Origin of the sequence: Salisediminibacterium halotolerans, assembly GCF_003814815.1 — a bacterium.
Lineage (GTDB): Bacteria > Bacillota > Bacilli > Bacillales > Salisediminibacteriaceae > Salisediminibacterium > Salisediminibacterium halotolerans.
Window position 1 is genome coordinate 364,627 of sequence record NZ_RKQQ01000003.1, and the last position, 20,716, is coordinate 385,342.

The window sequence follows — 20,716 nt, forward strand, 5'->3', positions numbered from 1 at the left end:
TGTCAATAGTGTTTAACCGCTCTTTATATAGCAAAGGGTAAGTACCCCGGTTGACAAATATACATACCTGGGGTAGGGTATACTTAACAACTGAAATGAGGTGAGAAAATGGATGATGCAAAGCTAGACATTCCGTTATCTCCGGAAAAGACACCGGTGAAAATGCGCACCGAAGAAGATAAAAAACAGCTCGTCCAGCGTTTGAAGCGGGTGGAGGGGCAAGTTCGAGGCATTCAAAAAATGATCGATGAAGACCGCTACTGTGTCGATATACTCGTTCAAGTGTCAGCGATCAACGCGGCTTTAAAAAAGGTCGGTTTTCAGCTGCTTGAAGACCATACAAAAGGCTGTGTAACAAAAGCTGTCCAAGACGGAGAAGGCGACGAAACGATTGAAGAATTGCTTAAAGTATTTCAGCAATTTACAAAATCATGATCAGTTGAAGGCAGGTGAATGAAGTGGCTAAAACGAAAGTCGAACTTCCGGTTGAAGGCATGACGTGTGCGGCTTGTTCCTCACGGATCGAAAAAGTATTGAATAAAGAAGAAGGCGTTCAAGCCTCGGTGAATTTACCGATGGAACGGGCGACGATTGAATATGATGACGAGCGCTTTTCTCCTGATCAAGCGATCGGGAAAATTAACAAAGCGGGATTTTCCGTCCCGGAAAAACAGCTTAGTCTTGATATCGAAGGCATGACCTGTGCGGCCTGTTCAGCAAGGATTGAGAAAGTGTTGAACAAGCACGAAGGGATCCGCGAAGCTTCTGTCAATTTAACGATGGAGACAGCAACGATTACGTATATTCCCGGGCTGATTGACGAAGAGACGATATTTGAAAAAATCGAGAAAGCCGGGTTTCGAGGGAAATATCAGCAAGAAGCTGACGAAGCCTCTTCTGAAAACAAAGATGCAGCTTTGAAAAAACAAAAATTCTTGTTTATTTTTTCACTCATTCTCAGCTTGCCGCTTTTTACAACGATGATTGATCACATGTATCCGCAAGAAATGATTTTGCCTCACTGGCTGATGAACCCGTATTTACAGTGGGCGTTAGCGACACCGGTGCAATTTTACGCCGGACTGCAGTTTTATAAAGGGGCGTACAAGTCTCTTCGCGGCGGAAGCGCGAATATGGATGTGCTTGTCGCTATGGGGACGTCAGCTGCCTATTTTTACTCTGTATTTCTCGTCATGAACGGCGAAGTGTATTTGTACTTCGAAACGAGCGCGGTTATTATTACGCTTGTGCTTCTCGGGAAAATGCTGGAAGCGCGGGCGAAAGGACAAACCTCCGAAGCGATTCAAAAACTGATGGGTCTCCAAGCGAAAAAAGCGACGGTTCTGCGGGGCGGATCTGAACAGCAGGTTGCGATTGAAGACGTGCAAATCGGCGACTGGATCCGGGTGAAGCCGGGAGAAAAAATTCCCGTCGACGGTGTGGTCAAAGAAGGGGCTACATCAGTCGATGAATCGATGCTGACCGGGGAAAGTCTCCCGGTGGAAAAATACGCCGGGGACGAAATGATCGGCGCGACGATCAATAAAAATGGAACGGTGACGTTTGAAGCGACGAAAGTTGGGCGCGAAACAGCGCTGGCGCAAATTATTAAAGTTGTTGAACAGGCGCAAGGATCGAAAGCTCCGATTCAGCGGATGGTCGATGTTATTTCCGGTTATTTCGTGCCGACGGCTGTTGCGATTGCTATATTATCGTTTGGCGGATGGTATTTTATTGCCGGGTTGCCGTTTGAAGCCGCGCTGATCAATTTCACTGCTGTACTTGTGATCGCCTGTCCGTGCGCTCTTGGCTTGGCGACACCGACTTCAATTATGGTCGGCACAGGCAAAGGGGCCGAAAACGGGATTTTGTATAAAGGCGGCGAATATTTAGAACGGGCGCATCACACAGATACGGTCGTTTTGGATAAAACCGGAACGATCACGAAAGGAAAACCTGAAGTCACTGATATTATCCAGTTTGCCGGACTGTCTGATCAGGATCTGCTCCAAGTAAGTGCGACGATCGAAAACTATTCAGAACATCCGCTCGGTGAAGCGATTGTCGAAAAGGCCTCCGAGGAAGGTGTGCGATTGTCGGAAGCGGAAAAATTCGAAGCAGTTCCGGGACACGGACTGACCGGGACCGTTGACGGGGCCGCTGTTCTGATTGGCACCCGGAAACTGATGCATGAACACGGGATCAACGCAGCTGAAGCGGAAGAAACGATTCAAAAACTCGAGCATGCGGGAAAAACTGTTATGCTTATTGCCAGCGGCGGAGAACTGGCTGGTGCGATCGCGGTAGCTGATCCGCTGAAAACATCCTCAGTCCAGGCAGTAACATCGATTCGAGAACTCGGCTATCATGTCACGATGATGACCGGTGATAATGAGCGCACAGCTCAGGCGATCGCGGCATCAGCGGGCATTGATGATGTCTTCAGCGAAGTGCTTCCTGAAGAGAAAGCAGATAAAGTCGCGCAGCTGCAAAAAGCAGGCAAACGCGTTATTATGGTCGGTGACGGCATCAATGACGCACCTGCGCTAGCAACTGCCGACATCGGGATGGCGATCGGCACCGGCACGGATGTGGCGATGGAAGCAGCCGATATCACACTCATGCGCGGCGACCTTCGCTCGATACCGCAAGCGATTATGCTGAGCCGCAAAACGATGCGCAACATTAAACAAAATTTATTTTGGGCGTTTGTTTACAACTCGATCGGCTTGCCGATTGCGGCATTCGGGCTGTTAGCCCCGTGGGTTGCCGGTGCGGCTATGGCATTTAGCTCAGTGTCTGTAGTGACGAATGCGCTCCGCTTAAAACGGGTGAAGCTTGATCAAACGAAAGGCGGCGGCAACGGCCGCGATCCGAAAAGAACGGAAAGCGAGCCGGCAACGGCCTGAATTTTATAAAAGGAGGGTATTTATGAGTGAAGAAACGATTGAAGTGCAAGGAATGACGTGCAAACATTGTAAAGCATCTGTTGAAGGTGCTCTGAGCGGTTTGGACGGCGTAAATAAGGCTGAGGTAAACCTTGATAAAAATCAAGTGACGGTCGATTTTGATGATGACAAAGTTACGATTCAAAAAATGAAAGATGAAATCGAAGACATTGGTTTTGAACCCAAATAATGAACAAGCCGGCCGATTTGATCATAACGCAAATCGGCTGGCTTATGTTATACTCGCATACATACCCCGAAGTGTATAAAGGACGTGTAAACGTGTTAATCATGAAACGAGGTTTATTTTTAATCATGGCGGTGTCTGTCGGCTTCTTTCTGTGGCTTGGACAAGAGCAGGAAAACATTGATGACGGACAAAGCGTCAGTTATCCCCAACCCGGGCACGAGGCTCCTGCCTTTGAAGCCGGGGCGTTTGGCGGCGGCGAATACAGCTGGGAAGAGGGACAACCGGCGGTGCTTTATTTTTGGACATCATGGTGCCCTTATTGTCAAGCCTCAAGTGAAATGATAGAAGAGGCTCATCACCGGTACGGAGATGAGGTTGAAATGATCGGTGTGAATGTGCTGACCCAAGACCGTCAACAAGATGCAGAAACATTTATACGAGAGAACGGGTTATCGTTTACCAATCTGCAAGACAGTGAAGGAGCCATTTCGGATATGTATTACGTACCGCCCGTTCCGACAACCGTTTTCATTGACGAAGACGGGGTGATTTCGCATCGCAAAACCGGTGCGATCGCTGAAGGAGAATTAACTTCTGAAATCAGAAGCTTGAAAGGGGGCGGGGAGTAATGTTTCCTCCGTATGAAACGTGGACGCTCGGACCGCTCAGTTTGCAGACGGAATTGATTTTTCTGCTTCTTACGGCTTTGATCGGAATTTTCACCTTTTCGTTGTATTTAAAATACATCGGTGCAGAAAAAGAAAAGGATATGTCGGACAATATTACCTGGGCGGTCCTGGCTGCAATCGGCGTATTTAAGTTTTGGCCGGTTATCACCTCGCCGGCGCTTTTAACCGATCCGATGAATTTAATTTATTTTACCGGCGGTGCCGGAGCTTTGCCGGCGGCGGTTATTGTCTTCGCCGGGGTTATGACTTTCTTTTTCTTTCGCCGGAGCTGGCCGGTGGTGATGTGGGAAAGTTTGCTCGTCAGCGTAATGACGGCAGCGGTTGTTTATTTTGCGGCAATTGTATTTTACGGGACAGTATCGCCGCTGTCTGTCGGGTACAATGTCAATGATGAAGTCGTACATCCGGTTAATTTATATGCAGCGTACTTATTAGCGCTCACACTTGCAGGTTTGCCGGTCTTTTTTCAGCGCAGAACACGCTGGTATGCGCCGCTCGTCTATTTAATAGCGGCGGCGGGGGCAATCGCATTTCTTTTGCAGCCGTTTTATGTTTCTTCATGACGTTGTATGATACAATATCACAGGAAACATAAAGGAGTGACAACGGATGTACGGTGTAATTTTATCTGTTTTGGCCGTATTGATGGCTGTATTAGCGATGTTTGTCCGCATGAAAGCGATGAAGCGGCCGGCGTCGGTAAAAAAAATTCTTTTGCCGCCGGCGGCAATGTCAACAGGCTTTTTGATGTTTTTGTACCCCCCGGTCCGTGAAATCACGGCGTTGCAAGTTGCCGAAGCGTTCACGGTCGGCCTGATTTTCTCGATTATTCTCATCAAAACGTCATCTTTTGAAATTCGTGACGATCAGATATACATGAAACGGTCAAAAGCGTTTCCGTTCATATTGATCGGGCTTTTAGTCGTGCGGATTCTCTTGCGCCAATTTTTCGGCATATACGTTGAATTAGAAGTGCTCTCCGGGATGTTCTTTATTTTAGCGTTCGGGATGATTTTACCTTGGCGTGTTGCCATGTATGTAAAGTTTAAGCAAGTGCAAAAACAGCATACAGCTCCGTCGGCATCCTGGCAGACGTAAATCCCCGGAAAGATGACGAATGCGTCAGCTTTCCGGGGGTTTAGTTTGACTGAGAAAAAATATTTTCGTACTGCTGTTCATCAATATTTTTTTCCCGGAGTTTTTTACGCAGAAATTTGTGGTCACGTTTTGGTGTGGCGAGTATATACCCGCGAATCAGCAATTCTTCGGTAATCTCTGTTGCCCCCTCGTTTAGAGCAAGTTCGCCGATCTTACCGGCGATTTTTTCTTTTGCAACATCGCGGAAAATTTCCGGGACCGGCTCGACCAATTCGTTCAGAAAGACCTTTTGATCTTCGGTCCATAGATGGAGAGTTTCTTGAATGTAGTAATCTTGCCAGTCCAGTATCGATTTGCCGTCTTCTTTCGGCATTTTTTTCAAAAATTTGCGAAACATAAAATAACCGCCGATGGCGACCATAACAAAAATGAAAACAGACCATAGAAAAATAAACCACATAAACCAATCGTTCATTAAGATCGCTCCTTCCTCCATTTGTATTTTACGATATAGCTACAGTGTTTTAAAGAGAAAGGTCGCAGTGTCCGATCCGACGATAGGAACAAATGTTCGAATCCGCTTATAATCAACGATATTATATGGTAAAATAAAGGCACAGCAGAAAACGCAGATGGGCGGCTGACACTCCCTTATGAAAGGGGGTGATCGGGAAGTGGTGACATACGACACGCTTAATATCCTGATTCAATTCGGGATTTTTCTTACGACCGGTCTTGCTGCAATCGCGGCAATATTGGCGATAGTCACCGACAGCAAAAAAAAGTAACCGCCCATCTCCTCTGCCAAGGTGTGTGGGGCGGTTACCGTCCGTCATTTCACGCATGTTGGTCAGCCGCCGTCAAACGGCGAACTGCTGGATATTCGGCCGGACAGTTAATGTCCGGTCGTTTTCTACTTCCAGTATACACAATGATGCGGCCTGTCTGCAAGATAAATTGTTCAAGCGTATTCGAAGTTGACGTGTTAAAATGATGAAGTTGGTAGATAAAATTCGATGAAACAGAGGGTCGTTATGTCTGAGGAAAATATTACACGCCTGACAGTGAACAATAAAGAGGTTATCTTAATTGGCACTGCGCACGTCTCGAAGCGAAGTGTAGAACAAGTAAAAGAAGTGATTGAAGCTGAAAACCCAGATTCAGTCTGTGTTGAACTGGATGAACAGCGGTATCAATCCGTTATGCAAGATAACCAATGGAAAGACATGGACATATTTAAAGTGATTAAAGAAAAGAAAGCCTCTCTTTTGCTGATGAATATGCTGCTGTCATCGTTCCAAAAACGAATGGCGAAGCAAATGGGCGTTAAGCCCGGCCAAGAAATGATTCAGGGAATTGAATCAGCTGAAGAAACAGGGGCGGAATTAGTGCTCGCGGACCGAAATATTCAAGTGACATTCGCCCGTATTTGGGGCCGGGTAGGTATATGGGGAAAAGCGAAATTGATGGTTTCTGTTTTCGGGAGTATTTTAAACAATGAACAAATCACCGAAGAAGAACTCGAACGAATGAAATCAGAAGACATGCTCAATTCAGCGATGGAAGAGATTACAAAAGCTTTTCCGGGCCTTAAAACGCCGCTGATTGATGAGCGGGATCAATATTTGGCGCAAAAAATTAAAGATGCCCCCGGTGAAAAGGTCGTCGCCGTTTTAGGTGCAGCGCACGTGCCCGGCATCAAAGAACAGCTGTATGCAGAACAAGACCTCGACGCTTTAAACGAACGACCGCCGAAATCTAAAGCGCCGAAGTTTTTTGCCTGGGCGATTCCGGCGATGATTATTGCCATTATTGCAGCAACACTGATTACTAACCCGGCAGCTGGTATGCAGCAAATTGTCAGCTGGCTCTTATGGAACGGCTCGTTTGCTGCGCTCGGGGCGCTGCTTGCCTTCGGACATCCGGCGGCTGTAGCGACGGCCTTTGTGGTCTCGCCTTTGAGTTCGTTAAGTCCGCTGTTAGCCGCCGGCTGGTTTGCCGGCATGGCGCAAACGTATTTTCGCCGCCCGCATGTGACTGATTTTGAGGAGCTATCCGAAGATGTTTACAGTTTTAAAGGGTTTAAAAATAACAAAGTAACCCGAATCCTGCTTGTTGTTATTTTCAGCAACATCGGCAGCACGATCGGTTCGCTCGTCGGCGGAGCAGATGTGATCCGTCTTTTCCTGCAAAATTTCTTTTAAAATTGCATCATTATAAAGAAAAACCGGGCTGATTTATCGCCCGGTTTTTCGTATGGATGCTTGATTTGACGGGGGTTGTCAAATCATTATATTAAAATAACTCCCGTCTTCGAGCGTGTCTCTCTCAGAAGGACATAATGTACGCTATAAAGAACGGCAAGGGGCAAAAAGACCCTCTGTATGATAACAGAGGGTCGCAGTCATTTTTTTGGCGGGACCGTCTGGGAATCGAACCCAGCGGAGACGCCACGCGCCTCCCTGATGGTTTTGAAGACCACGGCAAGCACCAGCTACGCATCCGGCCCCAAGATTTAAAATCCGACCTTCATTATAGCTTGCACGCAGTTTTCCTGCAAGCAATTTTTGACTTTTGAAGCGTCTGAACTTATGACATATGCTAAAATAGGCAAGGTAGAAGCTGATAATCTCAAGAGGTGAGAATATTGTCAAAAAGGTATTACACGATTGGAATGGCAGGTCATATTGACCATGGTAAAACGACGCTGACGAAAGCTCTGACAAACGTTGATACTGACCGTCTAAAAGCGGAAAAAGAACGGTCAATCTCAATCGAGCTCGGGTATGCCCCGCTCAAATTGGATGACAATATGGAAGTTTCAATTGTCGATGTTCCCGGTCATGAGAAATTTATCCGGCAAATGATTGCCGGCGTGGCAGGAATTGATTTAGTGCTGCTCGTCGTTGCGGCGGATGAAGGCGTGATGCCGCAAACAGTCGAACATTTGGATATCTTAAACCTTCTCGGTATTCATGAAGGCTTGATCGTTGTAACGAAAGCAGATTTGGTTGAAGATGATATGGAAGAACTGATTGAAGCGGATATTGCAGACCAGGTAGCGGGTACATTTTTCGAAGGAGCTGATCTTCACTTTGTAGACAGTGTGTCCGGCCGCGGGATCGATGACCTTCGCAGTGCGATCCGAACGAAGCTCGCAGACGTGCAGATGCGCGATGCGCGCGGAGCATTCAGGCTCCCGGTCGATCAAGTTTTTACTGTGCACGGTCAAGGGACGGTGGTCCGCGGAACGGTATATGAAGGAAAGGTGACTGAAGGTGATACACTTGAAGTGCTTCCGGAACGAAAAAAAGTTCGTGCTCGGCAAATTCAGGTTCATCACGAAAAGCAGCCGTCAGGGCGTGCCGGCCAGCGGGTTGCGATCAACCTCGGCGGTGCATCGAAAGATGAGCTGCAGCGCGGAGATGTCCTCGTTTCCACGCAGTATTACAGCACGACGACAACGGTAGATATCACATTGGATACGGTTGAGAATTTAAGGTTTCCGTTAAAGCAGCGCGGATATATTAAACTCCACCTTGGAACAGCCGAGGTGTACGGGAAGATTGTCTTTTTTGACCGCAATGAGCTGGTCGTCTCCGGCGGGCAAGGAATCCTCTGTCAACTGCGTCTCGACCATCCTGTCGTGACAAAACGCGGCGATCGCTTCATCTTAAGGCGCCCGTCGCCTGTTGAGACGATCGGCGGCGGTTTTGTTATTGAGCCGAACGGTCAAAAATACCGCTTCGGTGAAGAAACGATTAAACAATTAGAACGCAAACGGGAAGGGACGCCGGAAGATCTTCTGTTTGATCTGTTAAAAACGGAGCGCTCAATGACACGCAGAGATTTAACTGAAAAGCTCGGTACAGCCGAAGAAGAACTGGATGAGCTGCTCGTTGCCCATATAAATGAAGGGACAATTCGAACTGAAGCCGGCCGGATTTTTCTGCAGTCAGTCGCTGAAGAACTGCTGGAGCTGATTCAAGAAGATCTGGCTGCGTATCATCAATTGTATCCGCTTCGGGACGGCAAAGACCGTGCCGTTTTACTCCAAGAGTTTATATCGTACGGAAAAGAATTAACGTCACTCGTTCTCGATGAAGCTGCTGATCGCGGTGAATTAAAAAAACATGCTTCGGCTGTTGCACTTGGAGATTTCGCGCCGGGTTTTCCGAAGCAATGGGCGAAAAGAATGGAACAAGTGGAGCAAACGATTAAAAATCAAGGGCTTGAAGTCGAACAAGAGAGTGAAATATTTGAACGTGCCGGGCTTCCGGCTGAATGGATACAGGAACTTCGTCATTATTTAATGCGCAGCAAGAAAGTAATTGAGCTCGATGAAAAACATCTGCTCAGTGTTGAAGCATTTAATGAAGCGGCCCGTAAGCTCTCTGCTGAAACAACAGAGCGTTTCAGTCTGCAAGATGCGAAGCAAGTTCTCGGTCTGTCGCGAAAATACCTCGTTCCGTTGATGGAGAAGTTTGATGAAGCCGGTTGGACGAGGCGCGACGGCAGCGAGCGTCTCTGGGTGAAAACGCCTGAATAACGGTAAACCCGCCTTTAGTTAAGCGGCGGTTTGAACATTCGGAAAATTTCGACTTAATATTCTCTTAATACAATCGCAATCTTCTTATTATTAAAATTCATATTCTGATGTTTTAGAATACAATTTGTCGGGAAAAAAAGCAGACTTTTTTTAAAAGAAACTATACATATCAGGAGGATGAATTTTAATGCGAAGATTATCAGCGAAGATTGCAGTAACGACGATTGCAGCAACTATGGCATTTGGAGGAACTGCGGCAGCAAGTGAAGTAACGGTAAGTTCTGGCGACAGCTTATGGAGCATCGGCCAAGAAAACGGCGTCTCAGTCAGTGAACTGAAAGATATCAACAACTTAAGCAGCGACATTATTCATGCAGGCGACACATTGCAAACTTCAAGCGGAGGATCTTCGTCGACAGATGAAGCTTCGTCAGCTTCCAATAGCAGTTCCGGCGGCGAGGTTACCGTTCAAGCAGGCGACACACTCTCTGCGATTGCCAACCGCGAAGGTGTCACAGTCAGCCAGCTGCAAGACTGGAACAACATGAGCGGCACATTGCTTATGGTCGGCGACACATTGCAAGTGGAATCTTCAGGCAGCTCCGGCGGATCAAATGACAGTGCAGAAAGCACATCGTCAACAGGAAGCAGCAACGGGACCGTTGAGAGCTATATCGATACGGCTAAAAGTCAAATGGGCGCACCGTATCAGTGGGGCGGCACAACGCCGGCCGGCTTTGATTGCAGCGGCTTTGTAAATTATGCGATTGACGGCGAAGGATTGCCGCGCACAGTCAGTCAAATGTACAATTCCTTGACGCCCGTAAGTTCCCCGGACCGCGGCGACATCGTCTTTTTTGATACTAGCGGCGGACCGTCACATGCCGGCATTTACCTCGGCGGCGGAGAATTTATTCACGCTGGCGCTTCCACAGGTGTGACCGTCTCGAACATGAACTCTGGTTATTGGAGCAACGCATACCTCGGTGCACGTACGTATTAATAGTAAAAACCGAATTTAAAAATAAGCGAGGCTTCCCGATCTTTCGGGAAGCCTCGCTTTTGTTAGGTCGGCTTACTTGTTGTGATTCACGGTAATCGGTGTAGCGATTTTTTCTGTGACAGAGCCGATAATTTGCGCCTGAAACGGGCTTTTGCTGTTATAGGCTTCGATGTAAGCATCTGCTTCATCAGCCGGAAGACTGATTAATAATCCGCCGCTTGTGATCGTGTCACATAAAATCAATTCATCGCTTTCACTAAGAGATGGATGATAATCGACAAAATCAGCAAGGTAAGCGCGGTTATCTTTGGCGCCTCCGGCAGCGATTCCGTTCTCGGCATGCTTTTTAGCGCCTGCAAGAACGGGAACCGTTTCGTAATCGATATGAAACGTCACTTCGCCGCCGGTCATTTCATAAGCGTGGCCGAGCAAACCGAAGCCGGTCACATCGGTTACAGCAGACGGATGAAATCCTTCAAGCGTTTCGGCGGCCGTTTTATTTAATTCAGCCATAACCGCCATATTTTCATCGATTTCGCTGTCTGCCGCTTGTTTGCGCTTAATCGCTGTCGAAATAATTCCTCCGCCGAGCGGTTTCGTTAAAACAAGCACATGGCCGGGCTTTGCGCCGACATTTTTGAATATCCGGTCCGGATGAACCGTGCCGGTGCAGCTCATGCCGTATTTCGGTTCCTTATCGTCGATCGAGTGTCCGCCGGCGATGACAGCCCCTGCTTCGGCCGCTTTGTCAGCACCGCCGCGCAAAATACCGGCAAGCACTTCCGGGGAAGCCTTTTTAATGGGATAACCGACGATATTCAGCACTGTAATCGGGGTTCCGCCCATGGCATAAATATCGCTTAAAGCGTTCGCAGCTGCAATTTGCCCAAACATGTACGGGTCGTCACAGATCGGGGTGAAATAGTCGATCGACTGCACGATCGCCAAATCTTCTTTTAATTGATAAACACCGCCGTCGTCGTTTGTGCCCAAGCCGACAAGCAGCTTTTCGTGTTCGTCTGTTGCAGGTAAATGACGCAAAACTTGCGCCAGGTCGCTCGGACCGATTTTACATCCTCAACCGGATTTCGCGGTCATTTGTGTTAATGGAAGATCAGTATATTGAAAATCTTCAGCCACTGGAACCACCTCCTTTTCCCTTACAGTATAATCTCCCGGATTGACGTTCGGCAAGAATGAACTTACAATAGCACATACAAAGTCTGTCACAAAATTTTCACAAAGGAGCCGTTGTGTAATGAAATTACGGATTACAGTTGAATTTTGTATGCAGTGAAACTACGCGCCCAAAGCTGCGAGTTTCGCAGAAGATGTTTTTGAAGATATGACGCACGACGTTGAAGTGTTTGAGATGATTCCCGGTTCCGGCGGTGTTTTTGAGGTTTATGCAAACGGAAAAAAAGTCTTTTCCAAGTTTGATACCGATCAGTTTCCTGATCATAAAGAAGTGATCAACAAGCTTCAGTCAATCGTTCAATACGGTTGAAAAACCGGTTCGCTGTATAATTAATCCCGCGGTTATAAAGGGATTAACCGAAAGTGAAGCTTTTCACGGCGCCGGAGTTTTTGTATAATGAAGGAGTGTTAATTCAGTGAACGTTTGAAAGGAGAGAAGAAAATGAAATCATTGTTAAAGATTGTCGGAGTTGTTGTCGGCGCCGTTTTTGCTGTTTATGCAGCAAGTGTTGCGCGGGATGCAAAAGAGCAAAAGGAAATTTTCCGCGAGCGGGAAACGTTCGGCACTGGCAAATAAAAAGGCGGTCTGCGGACCGTCTTTTTATTTGCCGGCTTGCTGTTTTTCAAGTGAAGACGTTTGGAGGACGGTAAAGATGAAAACGATATTAAAAAACCTGCCGTCAATGCAAGAGCTGCTGGCGGAAGATCAGGTGCAACGAATAAAAGAACAGCATCAGATTCCTGAAAAAAAGGCAAAAGAGTGGATGAATGAAACGCTCGATCAGTTTCGAAAGCAAATTATCTCGGACCCTGACAGTTATAAACATTATACAAAAGAGGCGTTCTTAAAAGAAGTTGTCTCGGCAGCGGCAATAAAAATGACATCCGAATCGAAATACCGATTAAGACCGGTAATTAACGGCACGGGGACCGTTCTGCATACCAATCTGGGACGTGCAAGATTAAGTGATCATGCGGTTCAGCACGTTGTAAATACCGCCCGGCAATATTCAACATTGGAATATGACTTAACGACAGGCGAGCGCGGTTCAAGGCATTCGATAATTGAAGAGCTCTTGAAAAAAGCGACCGGCGCAGAAGCGGCGATCGCCGTCAACAATAATGCAGCGGCCGTGTATTTTATTTTGCGTGCACTTGCCCAAGACAGCGAAGTAGTCGTCTCCAGGGGCGAATTAATTGAAATCGGCGGTTCGTTTCGCGTGTCTACTATTATGAGCGAGAGCGGCGCCCGGTTGACAGAAGTGGGGACGACGAATAAGACGCACCTTAAAGATTACAAAGACGCGCTTCACGACGGGACAAAGATGATTATGAAAGTTCATACGAGCAATTTTGCCCCCGTCGGATTTACGGCCGAAGTGACGGTTCCTGAGCTGCGGACATTCCTTGATGATCAAAGATTGCAAGAAGATATTTTATTATATGAAGATTTAGGCAGCGGTTCGCTTTTTCCGTTTGCAGAAGAAGAGATCGGCAATGAACCGATTGTGGAGCAGTCGCTGGCAGCCGGGGCGGATCTCGTGTCGTTCAGCGGCGATAAACTGCTGGGCGGTCCGCAAGCCGGAATTATCGCCGGCAAGAAAGAAGTTATCGATCAGTTGAAAACTCATCCGCTCGCACGCGTTTTGCGTTTGGATAAAATGACGCTGGCTGCACTTGAAGCAACCTTGTTTGATTACATTTATGATGACGAAGCGCGCAATCAAATTCCGGCGCTAAAAGATATTCGCGCTTCAGCAGAAACGATTTATCACCGTGCAACAACGCTTGCCGAACGGATAAACGAGAAGGCGGATCATTTCCATGCTTCCGTCCGACAGGATACATCCAAAGTCGGCGGAGGAACGATGCCGCTCGTTGAACTGCCGACGTATGGGGTGTTTCTCTCTAAAGACGGATGGCGGCCAAATCAGATCGAACGTTATTGCCGAGCATTAAATCCGCCGCTGATCGTGCGGGTGAAAAACGACGGGGTCTTCATTGACTGCCGGACGCTCGATGAAGAAAACGCGGACACTGCAGCTGAAATATTGACCGGCGGTTAACCGCCGGTCAGAGACTGTAGACAAACTATATTTTTATGTCAGCCATGAATCCACTGCCCTCCGCTTGCCCCGGGCAAGGACTCAGCTAGTATTTGGCGGCCTGAGGCCGCCAAATCCGGATCTTCGTCTCTTGCTTCCCCGGAGGCGTCGGAGGAGTGGATGCATGGCTTCTTTTTTATGAATACACTCGCTTCAAAAAAGAGGATGACCCAGCATCCCGGCTTTCTCCTGCGGGATAGCGAGACAGGCGAGACCCTGCAGGGCGTCAGCCCGAAGCGGCTCGGCGCTCGCCCGCGGAAAGAAGCCGGACGATGCGTCGTCATCCGTTCTATTTAACATGACATCTAACGATATCATGACTTTGTCAACACACTAAGACCGGCGGTTAACCGCCGGTCTGTCTGTTATTGCCGAGAAGAGATGTGACGATTTTTCGAAAAAAGGTTTTAGACAATTGTGACAATCTGTTATATGATAGGGGATGAAGGAGGGAGTACATATGTCCAATCCAAACGATACTTTGTACAACGCAAAAAAATCTTTTGAAGTGAACGGCAAGACGTATCATTACTTTGATCTAAAAGCAATGGAAGACGCCGGAGTTGCAAACGTTTCCAAACTTCCGTATTCCATTAAAGTTTTGCTTGAATCGGTGTTGAGACAATACGACGGCCGCGTGATTAAACAAGATCACATCGATAACTTAGCGAAGTTCGGTGAGCCGGATGCAAAAGCGACGGACGTTCCTTTTAAGCCTTCGCGTATTATTTTGCAAGATTTCACAGGGGTTCCGGCGGTTGTCGACCTTGCTTCGCTTCGTAAAGCGATGAACGATTTCGGCGGCGATCCTAAACAGATCAACCCGGCGATTCCCGTTGACCTCGTTGTGGACCACTCTGTCCAAGTTGACTCGTTCGGTCAGTCGGATTCGTTAATGCGCAACATGGAATTAGAATTTAAACGAAATGAAGAACGCTATAAATTTTTAAACTGGGCGCAAAAATCGCTTGATAACTACCGTGCAGTTCCGCCCGCTACGGGGATCGTTCACCAAGTCAATTTAGAGTATTTGGCAGATGTCGTGATGGAAAAAGAAGAAAACGGCGAAACGATTGCTTATCCGGATTCACTCGTCGGCACCGATTCCCACACGCCGATGATTAACGGCCTCGGTGTACTCGGCTGGGGTGTCGGCGGGATCGAAGCGGAAGCCGGCATGCTGAAACAGCCTTCTTATTTCCCTGTACCGGAAGTCGTCGGAATGAAATTCACCGGTGCGATGCCGGAAGGGGCGACGGCAACCGATTTGGCGCTTAAAGTTACGCAAACACTGCGGGCGCAAAACGTGGTCGGGAAATTCGTCGAGTTTTTCGGACCGGGATTGCAAGATATGAGCTTAGCTGACCGGGCGACGATTTCCAATATGGCTCCGGAATACGGGGCGACGTGCGGTTATTTCCCGATTGATGATGAAACGCTGAACTACATGCGTTTTACCGGCCGTTCAGAAGAACTTGTCAACTTGGTCGAAGCGTATGCTAAGGCAAATGACTTGTTTTATACCCCGGATAAACCCGATCCGAACTTTACCGAGGTTGTGGAATTAAACCTTTCCGAACTGGAACCGAATCTCGCCGGTCCGAAGCGGCCGCAAGACCTGATTCCGCTTTCGTCAATGAAACAACAATGGCATAAAGCCTTGACGGCTCCGGTCGGAAACCAAGGCTTCGGTCTTTCAAAAGAAGAGATCGACAAGAAAGTGAAAATTGAGCACCCGAACGGAAAGACGTCCGAAATGACGACCGGGTCGCTCGCGATCGCGGCGATTACGAGCTGCACGAATACGTCAAACCCGCACGTCATGCTCGGCTCCGGCTTGCTGGCGAAAAAAGCGGTCGAAAAAGGCTTGGATGTGCCGGAATATGTGAAGACAAGTTTTGCTCCCGGTTCGAAAGTCGTAACAGGCTATTTAGAAGATTCCGGCCTGATGCATTATTTGAATGAACTCGGATTTAACCTTGTCGGCTACGGCTGCACGACGTGTATCGGCAACAGCGGTCCGCTTCCTGAAGAAATTGAGCAGGCGGTAGGAGAAAATGATTTAACCGTGTCATCGGTGCTGTCCGGAAACCGTAATTTCGAAGGGCGGATTCATCCGCTCGTCAAAGCGAATTACTTGGCGTCGCCTCCGCTTGTCGTTGCTTATGCGCTTGCCGGAACAGTTGACATCGATTTTCATAAAGAACCGCTCGGCAAAGATCAAAACGGACAAGACGTTTACTTCAAAGACCTTTGGCCGACGAACGAAGAAATTCAGCAAGCGATGGACGAAGCGGTTGATCCAAAGCTGTTTAAACGCGAATATGAGCGGGTCTTTGATGATAATGAAGAATGGAATAACCTTGAATCATCCGACGGGGATTTATACGATTGGGACCCAGAATCTACCTATATCCAAAATCCGCCGTTCTTTGAGAACCTTTCGTCTGAACCGGAAGATGTTAAGCCGCTCAGCGGATTGCGCGCTGTTGCGAAAATGGGCGATTCCGTGACAACGGACCATATTTCTCCAGCCGGGGCCATTGCGAAAGACAGCCCTGCAGGAAAGTATTTAATGGAGAAAGGTCTGAAGCCGTCTGAATTTAATTCCTACGGTTCGCGGCGCGGAAATCACGAAGTTATGATGCGCGGCACATTTGCAAATATCCGCATAAAAAATCAGCTGGCACCCGGCACGGAAGGCGGCTTCACAACATATTGGCCGACCGGCGAAGTCATGCCGATTTACGATGCCTGCATGAAATATAAAGAAGACGGCACCGGGTTGTTGGTGATGGCCGGAGAAGACTACGGCATGGGCAGCTCGCGCGACTGGGCTGCAAAAGGTACGAATCTGCTCGGTATTAAAACCGTCATTGCCGCGAGCTTTGAACGGATTCACCGCAGCAACCTTGTTTTAATGGGGGTTTTGCCGCTGCAGTTTAAAGAAGGTGAAAACGCTGATACGCTCGGTTTATCCGGAACGGAACATTTTGATGTAGATGTCAGCAATGATTTGCAGCCGCATGATTATGTGACGGTTACAGCAAAAGACCCGGAAACCGGAAAGGAAACATCCTTTGAGGCGCTCGCACGCTTCGACAGTGAAGTGGAAATTGATTACTACCGTCACGGCGGTATTTTGCAGATGGTCCTTCGCAACAAACTGCAAAGTCAATAAAGACGAACGAACCGGTGCCGGCAGACTGTTCTCTGCAGCGCCGGTTCTTTTTTTACTTGCATCGCTCGGCAATACATATGATAATGAACGGGCAGTAGAATAGTGGAGGAGTGCGCTGACGATGGCAAAGAAAACACAACTTAAGAAAAAGCAGCCGCGAAAAAAAGGGAATTCAAACGGCCGCTCCCGTTTGCGCTGGTTATGGGCAGCCGGTCTCTTTATCTATCTGGCCGGGTTGTTTTACATCACTCTGTTCGCATGGAACCACGGATCTTCTTACGGAAACTTAGGACCGGGCGGCCGAAACTATAATTTGGAACCATTTTTAAGTATATATAATATTCTTACGTTCAGTGACGGCCCGCAAGATCCGCTGAGAATTCTTGCCGGAAATGTCGTGCTTTTTTTGCCGTTCGGTTTTTTGCTCAGCGCTTCTATAGAAAGTTTCAGACGGAATCGTAAGCGGTACAGCCTTTTGAGCGCTGTTGTAATGTCCGCCGTTGTGTCGACAATCATTGAAGTGAACCAGTTTCTATTTACTTACCGGGTCGCCAATATAGATGATGTGATTTTAAACACAGCCGGAGGATTGCTCGGTGCGCTGTTGTACCGTTTTTTCTCGCGGAAAAAGGGGAAGAATAAAAAAAGCAAGCGAAAATAAGCAAAAAAGCGCCGCTTGAAAGACGGCGCTTTTAAGAAACGATTTATGAAGAAAGATTGTTGACCGCGGTTTGCTTAATTTTTCCTGTCCAGTACCGGTAGCCGGTATAAACAACGGCGAGGAAACTTCCGTAAATGACAGCCATGTACACTAATTCCGCCGGGTCTGTCACGATTGTATGGCCAATCATAGCGAATAAAGTCATCGCGGGGATTTTCCCGAGACCGGATGCTGTGGAATAGAGCAGAAAATGTACGCGGCTCAGTGCGGCGTAAGCATTTATGACGATAGAAGGAATAACAGGAATCATCCGGAGCACGGTAAGCGACATGAACGCGTTTCGTTCAAATAACAGCGTAATTTTTTTCGTTACCGGGTATTTGAGCAAAACCTTTGTCCCGAGCTTATGAAACCCGCCGTAGCGAACCATCAAAAAGAAGAGCACGGAAGCGGAAGTGGAGCCGATCCAAATAATCAATGCGCCTGTCACCGTGCCGTAGGCCGCACCGATCACTCCGCCGACAATCGGATAAGGAATAACAGGAAATAAGCTCATTAACGTCGCGATTACTGAGGCAAGCAGGATATGATCCCCTTCTTGTCCGTGTATCCATGCTAAAAAAGATTCGTGATACACAGCTAAGAGCGTAATGATGATAAGGCTGACGGCCAGAACAGAAATTTTTCGGTACATACAAGACGCCCCGCTTTCATTAAACTATTCAAACTATAACAAACTGTTTTATTAAAGACCAATAATAATTCCCGAAAGGCTGATGAATCCGTATGGAACATCGTGAAAAACCGGAACAACCATTTTCGGAAAAAATTGAAGAGCTGCGGCGAACGTCATTCAGCCGCTTGAACGAAGCCCGGCTTGTCAGGCTTTACGAACAAGCAGCCGGCGGCGCGCTCAGTCAAGAAGAAGAAGCGGACCTCCAAGCGATGATGGCTGCGGCGCGGTTCGAACGGAAAAAAACCTGGGATGTCCGCGTCGATCAATGGCTCCGTTCGGCTGTGGCGGCTGATCCTTCCCCGTATGTCAAAAACACGCTGGAATACTTAATTGCCGCGTTAATGGATGAACCATGGTTCACAGCGGATATTCCGAAAATTCGTGAAACGGATCACAGCCAAGGTAAAAAAACGAAAACTGAGGCGGTCATTTCGCTGATGAAAGAAGCGAACGAACGTTATCATAAACTTCAAGGCATTTTTTCGATGCTGCAAGCTTTTCAAGCTTCTTCATCAGCAACGATTCGTCAAGCGGATGATCTGCTGAAAGAAATCGGCGCGCTTTTAAACCGTGTAATCGATGATGCCCGGGCATATGAAACGACGATCAGCGGAATATATGCTTCGAAAGAAAAAAAACAACAGTTTGACGAAAGCTTGGCGGCGCTGTTTCATTATATTGAACAATGGGAAGCGCTGCGCGAAACATCATCAGAAAGCCCGCACAGCCCATTGCGGGACTTGCAGCGGATGGTCGGCCTGGAGGAAGTTAAACGAAAAGTTGAAACGTATTATTATTATCTAGAGTATCAGCGCGAGCGAAAAAAGCAAGGGTATCATTTTGAAGATGAACGAAGTCTTAATATGGTGATCACCGGCAATCCAGGTACCGGTAAAACGACGATCGCCCGGATGCTCGCGCGGATTTATCATGAGTTGGGCGCTCTCCCGCGTGAGGAAGTGCTTGAGGTGGACCGCTCGCATCTTGTGGGCGCGTACGTCGGACAAACGGAAGAGAAGACAATGAATGTGATTGAACAAGCGGTCGGCGGTGTGCTTTTCATTGACGAGGCATACAGTTTAAAACGTGAAGGTGCCGGCGGGGCCGATTACGGACAGACCGTTATCGATACGCTCGTTGCAGCGATGACAAGCGGAGAATATGCCGGCCGGTTTGCGGTTATTCTTGCCGGTTATCCCGAGGAAATGCGGAGATTTCTTTGGAGCAATCCCGGCCTGAGAAGCCGCTTTCCGGAAACGAACCATATCCATTTGCCGGATTTTTCGATGGACGAACTTGTTGAAATTGCTGAGCACGTCGCTCTTGATAACGATTTTACGTTGACGGATGAAGCGGTCCGCCGTTTGAAAAATCACATCGAAAAAGAGCGGGTCGATGAATCATTCGGCAATGCTCGCGCCGTCAAAAACCTCGTACTGGAAGCGATTTTTTACAAAGGCGCTGAGGCGGCAAAAGAGAAGAATTACTCCCGGCATATGCTGACGGTGTTGGATGAGCATGCTTTTTCTTTCGATGACGACCATTCTTCCGGCAATGAACAAACGGCTTGGACAGAACTTGACCGCCTCATCGGTTTGACGGAAGTGAAAGAAGAAGTGAAGAAATTGTCCTCGTTTGTCCGTATTCAGCAAGAAAGGGATCAAAAAGGCTTGCCGTCGATCCCGATCCAGCTGCACGCCGTCTTCAGCGGTCCGCCCGGAACTGGGAAGACAACAGTAGCGAAACTTTACAGCCGGATTCTTTACGAACTCGGGCTGTTGAAAAGAGGCCATCTCGTCGTTACCGGTCGCAGTGACTTAGTGGCGGGCTACGTCGGTCAGACGGCACTGAAGACGAAACAAAAAATTCGCGAAGCGCTCGGAGGCGTCCTCTTTATCGATGAGGCGTATGCACTTTTAGAAGGTCAAGGGACGGAAGGGTTCGGCAAAGAAGCTGTCGACACTTTGGTAGAAGAAATGACAAAACATGAGGAAAACTTGATCGTCATCCTGGCAGGGTACGAACAGCCGATTCAGCAGCTCTTGGCATCGAATCCCGGCTTGTCTTCAAGGTTTAAAAAGTTTATTACCTTTCCGTCTTACAATGTCAATGAACTCGGTGAGATTATTACGTTCTTTACCGAGGATTACGGTTATGAACTTCAGCCGGGAACCCTCGAAGCACTGATCAATTATATGGATGAAGCTCCGCCGGAAGGCAACGCCCGTGCGATGAAAGATTGGGCGGAAGAAGCGATCCAGCGCCAAGCGTACCGGCTTGTTCATCAACAATACAGCGATGATGATTTGACTGTATTGAAAAAAGAAGATTTTTTATTAACGGAGTGAAACGGAGGACT

Annotated in this window: 18 protein-coding genes, 1 tRNA gene and 2 pseudogenes; 15 read left to right on the forward strand and 6 right to left on the reverse strand. The window is 47.9% G+C overall.

What is annotated here, in order from left to right; genetic code table 11:
- The first annotated feature begins 108 nt into the window (after window positions 1–108).
- The 6 genes and pseudogenes from EDD67_RS07560 to EDD67_RS07585 all read left to right on the forward strand — a co-directional run bounded on the left by EDD67_RS07560 (window position 109) and on the right by EDD67_RS07585 (window position 4,925).
- Window positions 109–435 (forward strand): metal-sensitive transcriptional regulator, encoded by a 327-nt coding sequence (locus EDD67_RS07560; RefSeq protein ID WP_093074396.1) that lies wholly within the window; start codon window positions 109–111, stop codon window positions 433–435.
- A gap of 59 nt (window positions 436–494) precedes the next feature.
- A pseudogene (locus EDD67_RS07565) lies at window positions 495–2,837 on the forward strand (heavy metal translocating P-type ATPase); the annotation flags it as partial.
- A gap of 94 nt (window positions 2,838–2,931) precedes the next feature.
- A complete protein-coding gene (gene copZ / locus EDD67_RS07570; protein ID WP_121439596.1) occupies window positions 2,932–3,138 on the forward strand; it encodes a copper chaperone CopZ in 207 nt (68 codons plus the stop codon).
- Window positions 3,139–3,239: 101 nt separating this feature from the next.
- Window positions 3,240–3,767 carry a TlpA family protein disulfide reductase gene (locus EDD67_RS07575; protein WP_158638196.1) on the forward strand — a complete coding sequence of 176 codons (528 nt, stop codon included), beginning with the start codon at window positions 3,240–3,242 and terminating at the stop codon, window positions 3,765–3,767.
- On the forward strand, window positions 3,767–4,390 hold the full coding sequence (locus EDD67_RS07580) for a hypothetical protein (protein WP_121439594.1): 624 nt from the start codon (window positions 3,767–3,769) through the stop codon (window positions 4,388–4,390). Before EDD67_RS07575 ends, EDD67_RS07580 begins: the two co-directional genes overlap by 1 nt.
- 46 nt (window positions 4,391–4,436) lie before the next feature.
- Window positions 4,437–4,925 (forward strand): CcdC family protein, encoded by a 489-nt coding sequence (locus EDD67_RS07585; protein ID WP_121439593.1) that lies wholly within the window; start codon window positions 4,437–4,439, stop codon window positions 4,923–4,925.
- A 40-nt stretch (window positions 4,926–4,965) separates the two neighbouring features.
- Here EDD67_RS07585 and EDD67_RS07590 read toward each other — a convergent pair whose 3' ends face one another.
- Window positions 4,966–5,400 (reverse strand): DUF2621 domain-containing protein, encoded by a 435-nt coding sequence (locus tag EDD67_RS07590; protein WP_121439592.1) that lies wholly within the window; start codon window positions 5,398–5,400, stop codon window positions 4,966–4,968.
- Window positions 5,401–5,521: 121 nt separating this feature from the next.
- Window positions 5,522–5,770 (reverse strand): hypothetical protein, encoded by a 249-nt coding sequence (locus EDD67_RS07595; protein WP_123875818.1) that lies wholly within the window; start codon window positions 5,768–5,770, stop codon window positions 5,522–5,524.
- A 189-nt stretch (window positions 5,771–5,959) separates the two neighbouring features.
- Between EDD67_RS07595 and EDD67_RS07600 the strand changes: the two genes are divergently transcribed.
- Entirely contained in the window at window positions 5,960–7,129 is a 1,170-nt protein-coding gene (locus EDD67_RS07600; RefSeq protein ID WP_121439591.1) for a TraB/GumN family protein, read from the forward strand.
- Window positions 7,130–7,338: 209 nt separating this feature from the next.
- On the opposite strand, the gene EDD67_RS13875 is transcribed toward EDD67_RS07600, so the two are convergent.
- Window positions 7,339–7,435: transfer RNA gene (locus EDD67_RS13875), tRNA-Sec, on the reverse strand.
- A 128-nt stretch (window positions 7,436–7,563) separates the two neighbouring features.
- On the opposite strand from EDD67_RS13875, the gene selB reads away from it, so the two are divergent.
- A complete protein-coding gene (gene selB / locus EDD67_RS07605) occupies window positions 7,564–9,474 on the forward strand; it encodes a selenocysteine-specific translation elongation factor (RefSeq protein WP_307723705.1) in 1,911 nt (636 codons plus the stop codon).
- A 187-nt stretch (window positions 9,475–9,661) separates the two neighbouring features.
- Window positions 9,662–10,477 (forward strand): C40 family peptidase, encoded by an 816-nt coding sequence (locus EDD67_RS07610; protein ID WP_121439588.1) that lies wholly within the window; start codon window positions 9,662–9,664, stop codon window positions 10,475–10,477.
- Window positions 10,478–10,549: 72 nt separating this feature from the next.
- Here the strand turns inward: EDD67_RS07610 and selD are convergent, their stop codons facing one another.
- A complete protein-coding gene (selD, locus tag EDD67_RS07615; RefSeq protein WP_121439839.1) occupies window positions 10,550–11,575 on the reverse strand; it encodes a selenide, water dikinase SelD in 1,026 nt (341 codons plus the stop codon).
- A 211-nt stretch (window positions 11,576–11,786) separates the two neighbouring features.
- On the opposite strand from selD, the pseudogene EDD67_RS07620 reads away from it, so the two are divergent.
- The 3 genes and pseudogenes from EDD67_RS07620 to selA all read left to right on the forward strand — a co-directional run.
- Window positions 11,787–11,984 (forward strand): annotated as a pseudogene (locus tag EDD67_RS07620) (SelT/SelW/SelH family protein); the annotation flags it as partial.
- Window positions 11,985–12,116: 132 nt separating this feature from the next.
- Window positions 12,117–12,251, forward strand: coding sequence for a hypothetical protein (locus EDD67_RS14160; protein ID WP_277872121.1), 135 nt, complete (start codon window positions 12,117–12,119; stop codon window positions 12,249–12,251).
- A gap of 76 nt (window positions 12,252–12,327) precedes the next feature.
- Window positions 12,328–13,740, forward strand: a complete 1,413-nt coding sequence (gene selA, locus EDD67_RS07625; RefSeq protein WP_121439587.1) for an L-seryl-tRNA(Sec) selenium transferase — start codon at window positions 12,328–12,330, stop codon at window positions 13,738–13,740.
- Window positions 13,741–13,932: 192 nt separating this feature from the next.
- Here selA and EDD67_RS13880 read toward each other — a convergent pair whose 3' ends face one another.
- Window positions 13,933–14,097, reverse strand: coding sequence for a hypothetical protein (locus EDD67_RS13880; protein WP_154718752.1), 165 nt, complete (start codon window positions 14,095–14,097; stop codon window positions 13,933–13,935).
- A gap of 142 nt (window positions 14,098–14,239) precedes the next feature.
- Between EDD67_RS13880 and acnA the strand changes: the two genes are divergently transcribed.
- The gene (gene acnA / locus EDD67_RS07630) at window positions 14,240–16,960 is read left to right on the forward strand and encodes an aconitate hydratase AcnA (protein ID WP_121439586.1); all 2,721 of its coding nucleotides are present in this window, start codon (window positions 14,240–14,242) and stop codon (window positions 16,958–16,960) included.
- Window positions 16,961–17,081: 121 nt separating this feature from the next.
- Window positions 17,082–17,621 (forward strand): VanZ family protein, encoded by a 540-nt coding sequence (locus tag EDD67_RS07635; RefSeq protein ID WP_121439585.1) that lies wholly within the window; start codon window positions 17,082–17,084, stop codon window positions 17,619–17,621.
- Between the two features lie 43 nt (window positions 17,622–17,664).
- Here the strand turns inward: EDD67_RS07635 and EDD67_RS07640 are convergent, their stop codons facing one another.
- Window positions 17,665–18,315 (reverse strand): TVP38/TMEM64 family protein, encoded by a 651-nt coding sequence (locus EDD67_RS07640; protein WP_121439584.1) that lies wholly within the window; start codon window positions 18,313–18,315, stop codon window positions 17,665–17,667.
- Window positions 18,316–18,407: 92 nt separating this feature from the next.
- Between EDD67_RS07640 and EDD67_RS07645 the strand changes: the two genes are divergently transcribed.
- On the forward strand, window positions 18,408–20,705 hold the full coding sequence (locus EDD67_RS07645; RefSeq protein ID WP_242005978.1) for an AAA family ATPase: 2,298 nt from the start codon (window positions 18,408–18,410) through the stop codon (window positions 20,703–20,705).
- The last annotated feature ends 11 nt before the right edge of the window (window positions 20,706–20,716 follow it).

Excerpts from the sequence above, each read along its gene's own strand:
- EDD67_RS07560 (WP_093074396.1), top strand. The coding sequence starts at position 109 with ATGGATGATGCAAAGCTAGACATTCCGTTATCTCCGGAAAAGACACCG.
- copZ (WP_121439596.1), top strand. The coding sequence starts at position 2,932 with ATGAGTGAAGAAACGATTGAAGTGCAAGGAATGACGTGCAAACATTGT.
- EDD67_RS07575 (WP_158638196.1), top strand. The coding sequence starts at position 3,240 with ATGAAACGAGGTTTATTTTTAATCATGGCGGTGTCTGTCGGCTTCTTT.
- EDD67_RS07580 (WP_121439594.1), top strand. The coding sequence starts at position 3,767 with ATGTTTCCTCCGTATGAAACGTGGACGCTCGGACCGCTCAGTTTGCAG.
- EDD67_RS07585 (WP_121439593.1), top strand. The coding sequence starts at position 4,437 with ATGTACGGTGTAATTTTATCTGTTTTGGCCGTATTGATGGCTGTATTA.
- EDD67_RS07590 (WP_121439592.1), bottom strand. The coding sequence starts at position 5,400 with ATGAACGATTGGTTTATGTGGTTTATTTTTCTATGGTCTGTTTTCATT.
- EDD67_RS07595 (WP_123875818.1), bottom strand. The coding sequence starts at position 5,770 with ATGCGTGAAATGACGGACGGTAACCGCCCCACACACCTTGGCAGAGGA.
- EDD67_RS07600 (WP_121439591.1), top strand. The coding sequence starts at position 5,960 with ATGTCTGAGGAAAATATTACACGCCTGACAGTGAACAATAAAGAGGTT.
- EDD67_RS07610 (WP_121439588.1), top strand. The coding sequence starts at position 9,662 with ATGCGAAGATTATCAGCGAAGATTGCAGTAACGACGATTGCAGCAACT.
- EDD67_RS14160 (WP_277872121.1), top strand. The coding sequence starts at position 12,117 with ATGAAATCATTGTTAAAGATTGTCGGAGTTGTTGTCGGCGCCGTTTTT.
- selA (WP_121439587.1), top strand. The coding sequence starts at position 12,328 with ATGAAAACGATATTAAAAAACCTGCCGTCAATGCAAGAGCTGCTGGCG.
- EDD67_RS13880 (WP_154718752.1), bottom strand. The coding sequence starts at position 14,097 with ATGATATCGTTAGATGTCATGTTAAATAGAACGGATGACGACGCATCG.
- acnA (WP_121439586.1), top strand. The coding sequence starts at position 14,240 with ATGTCCAATCCAAACGATACTTTGTACAACGCAAAAAAATCTTTTGAA.
- EDD67_RS07635 (WP_121439585.1), top strand. The coding sequence starts at position 17,082 with ATGGCAAAGAAAACACAACTTAAGAAAAAGCAGCCGCGAAAAAAAGGG.
- EDD67_RS07640 (WP_121439584.1), bottom strand. The coding sequence starts at position 18,315 with ATGTACCGAAAAATTTCTGTTCTGGCCGTCAGCCTTATCATCATTACG.
- EDD67_RS07645 (WP_242005978.1), top strand. The coding sequence starts at position 18,408 with ATGGAACATCGTGAAAAACCGGAACAACCATTTTCGGAAAAAATTGAA.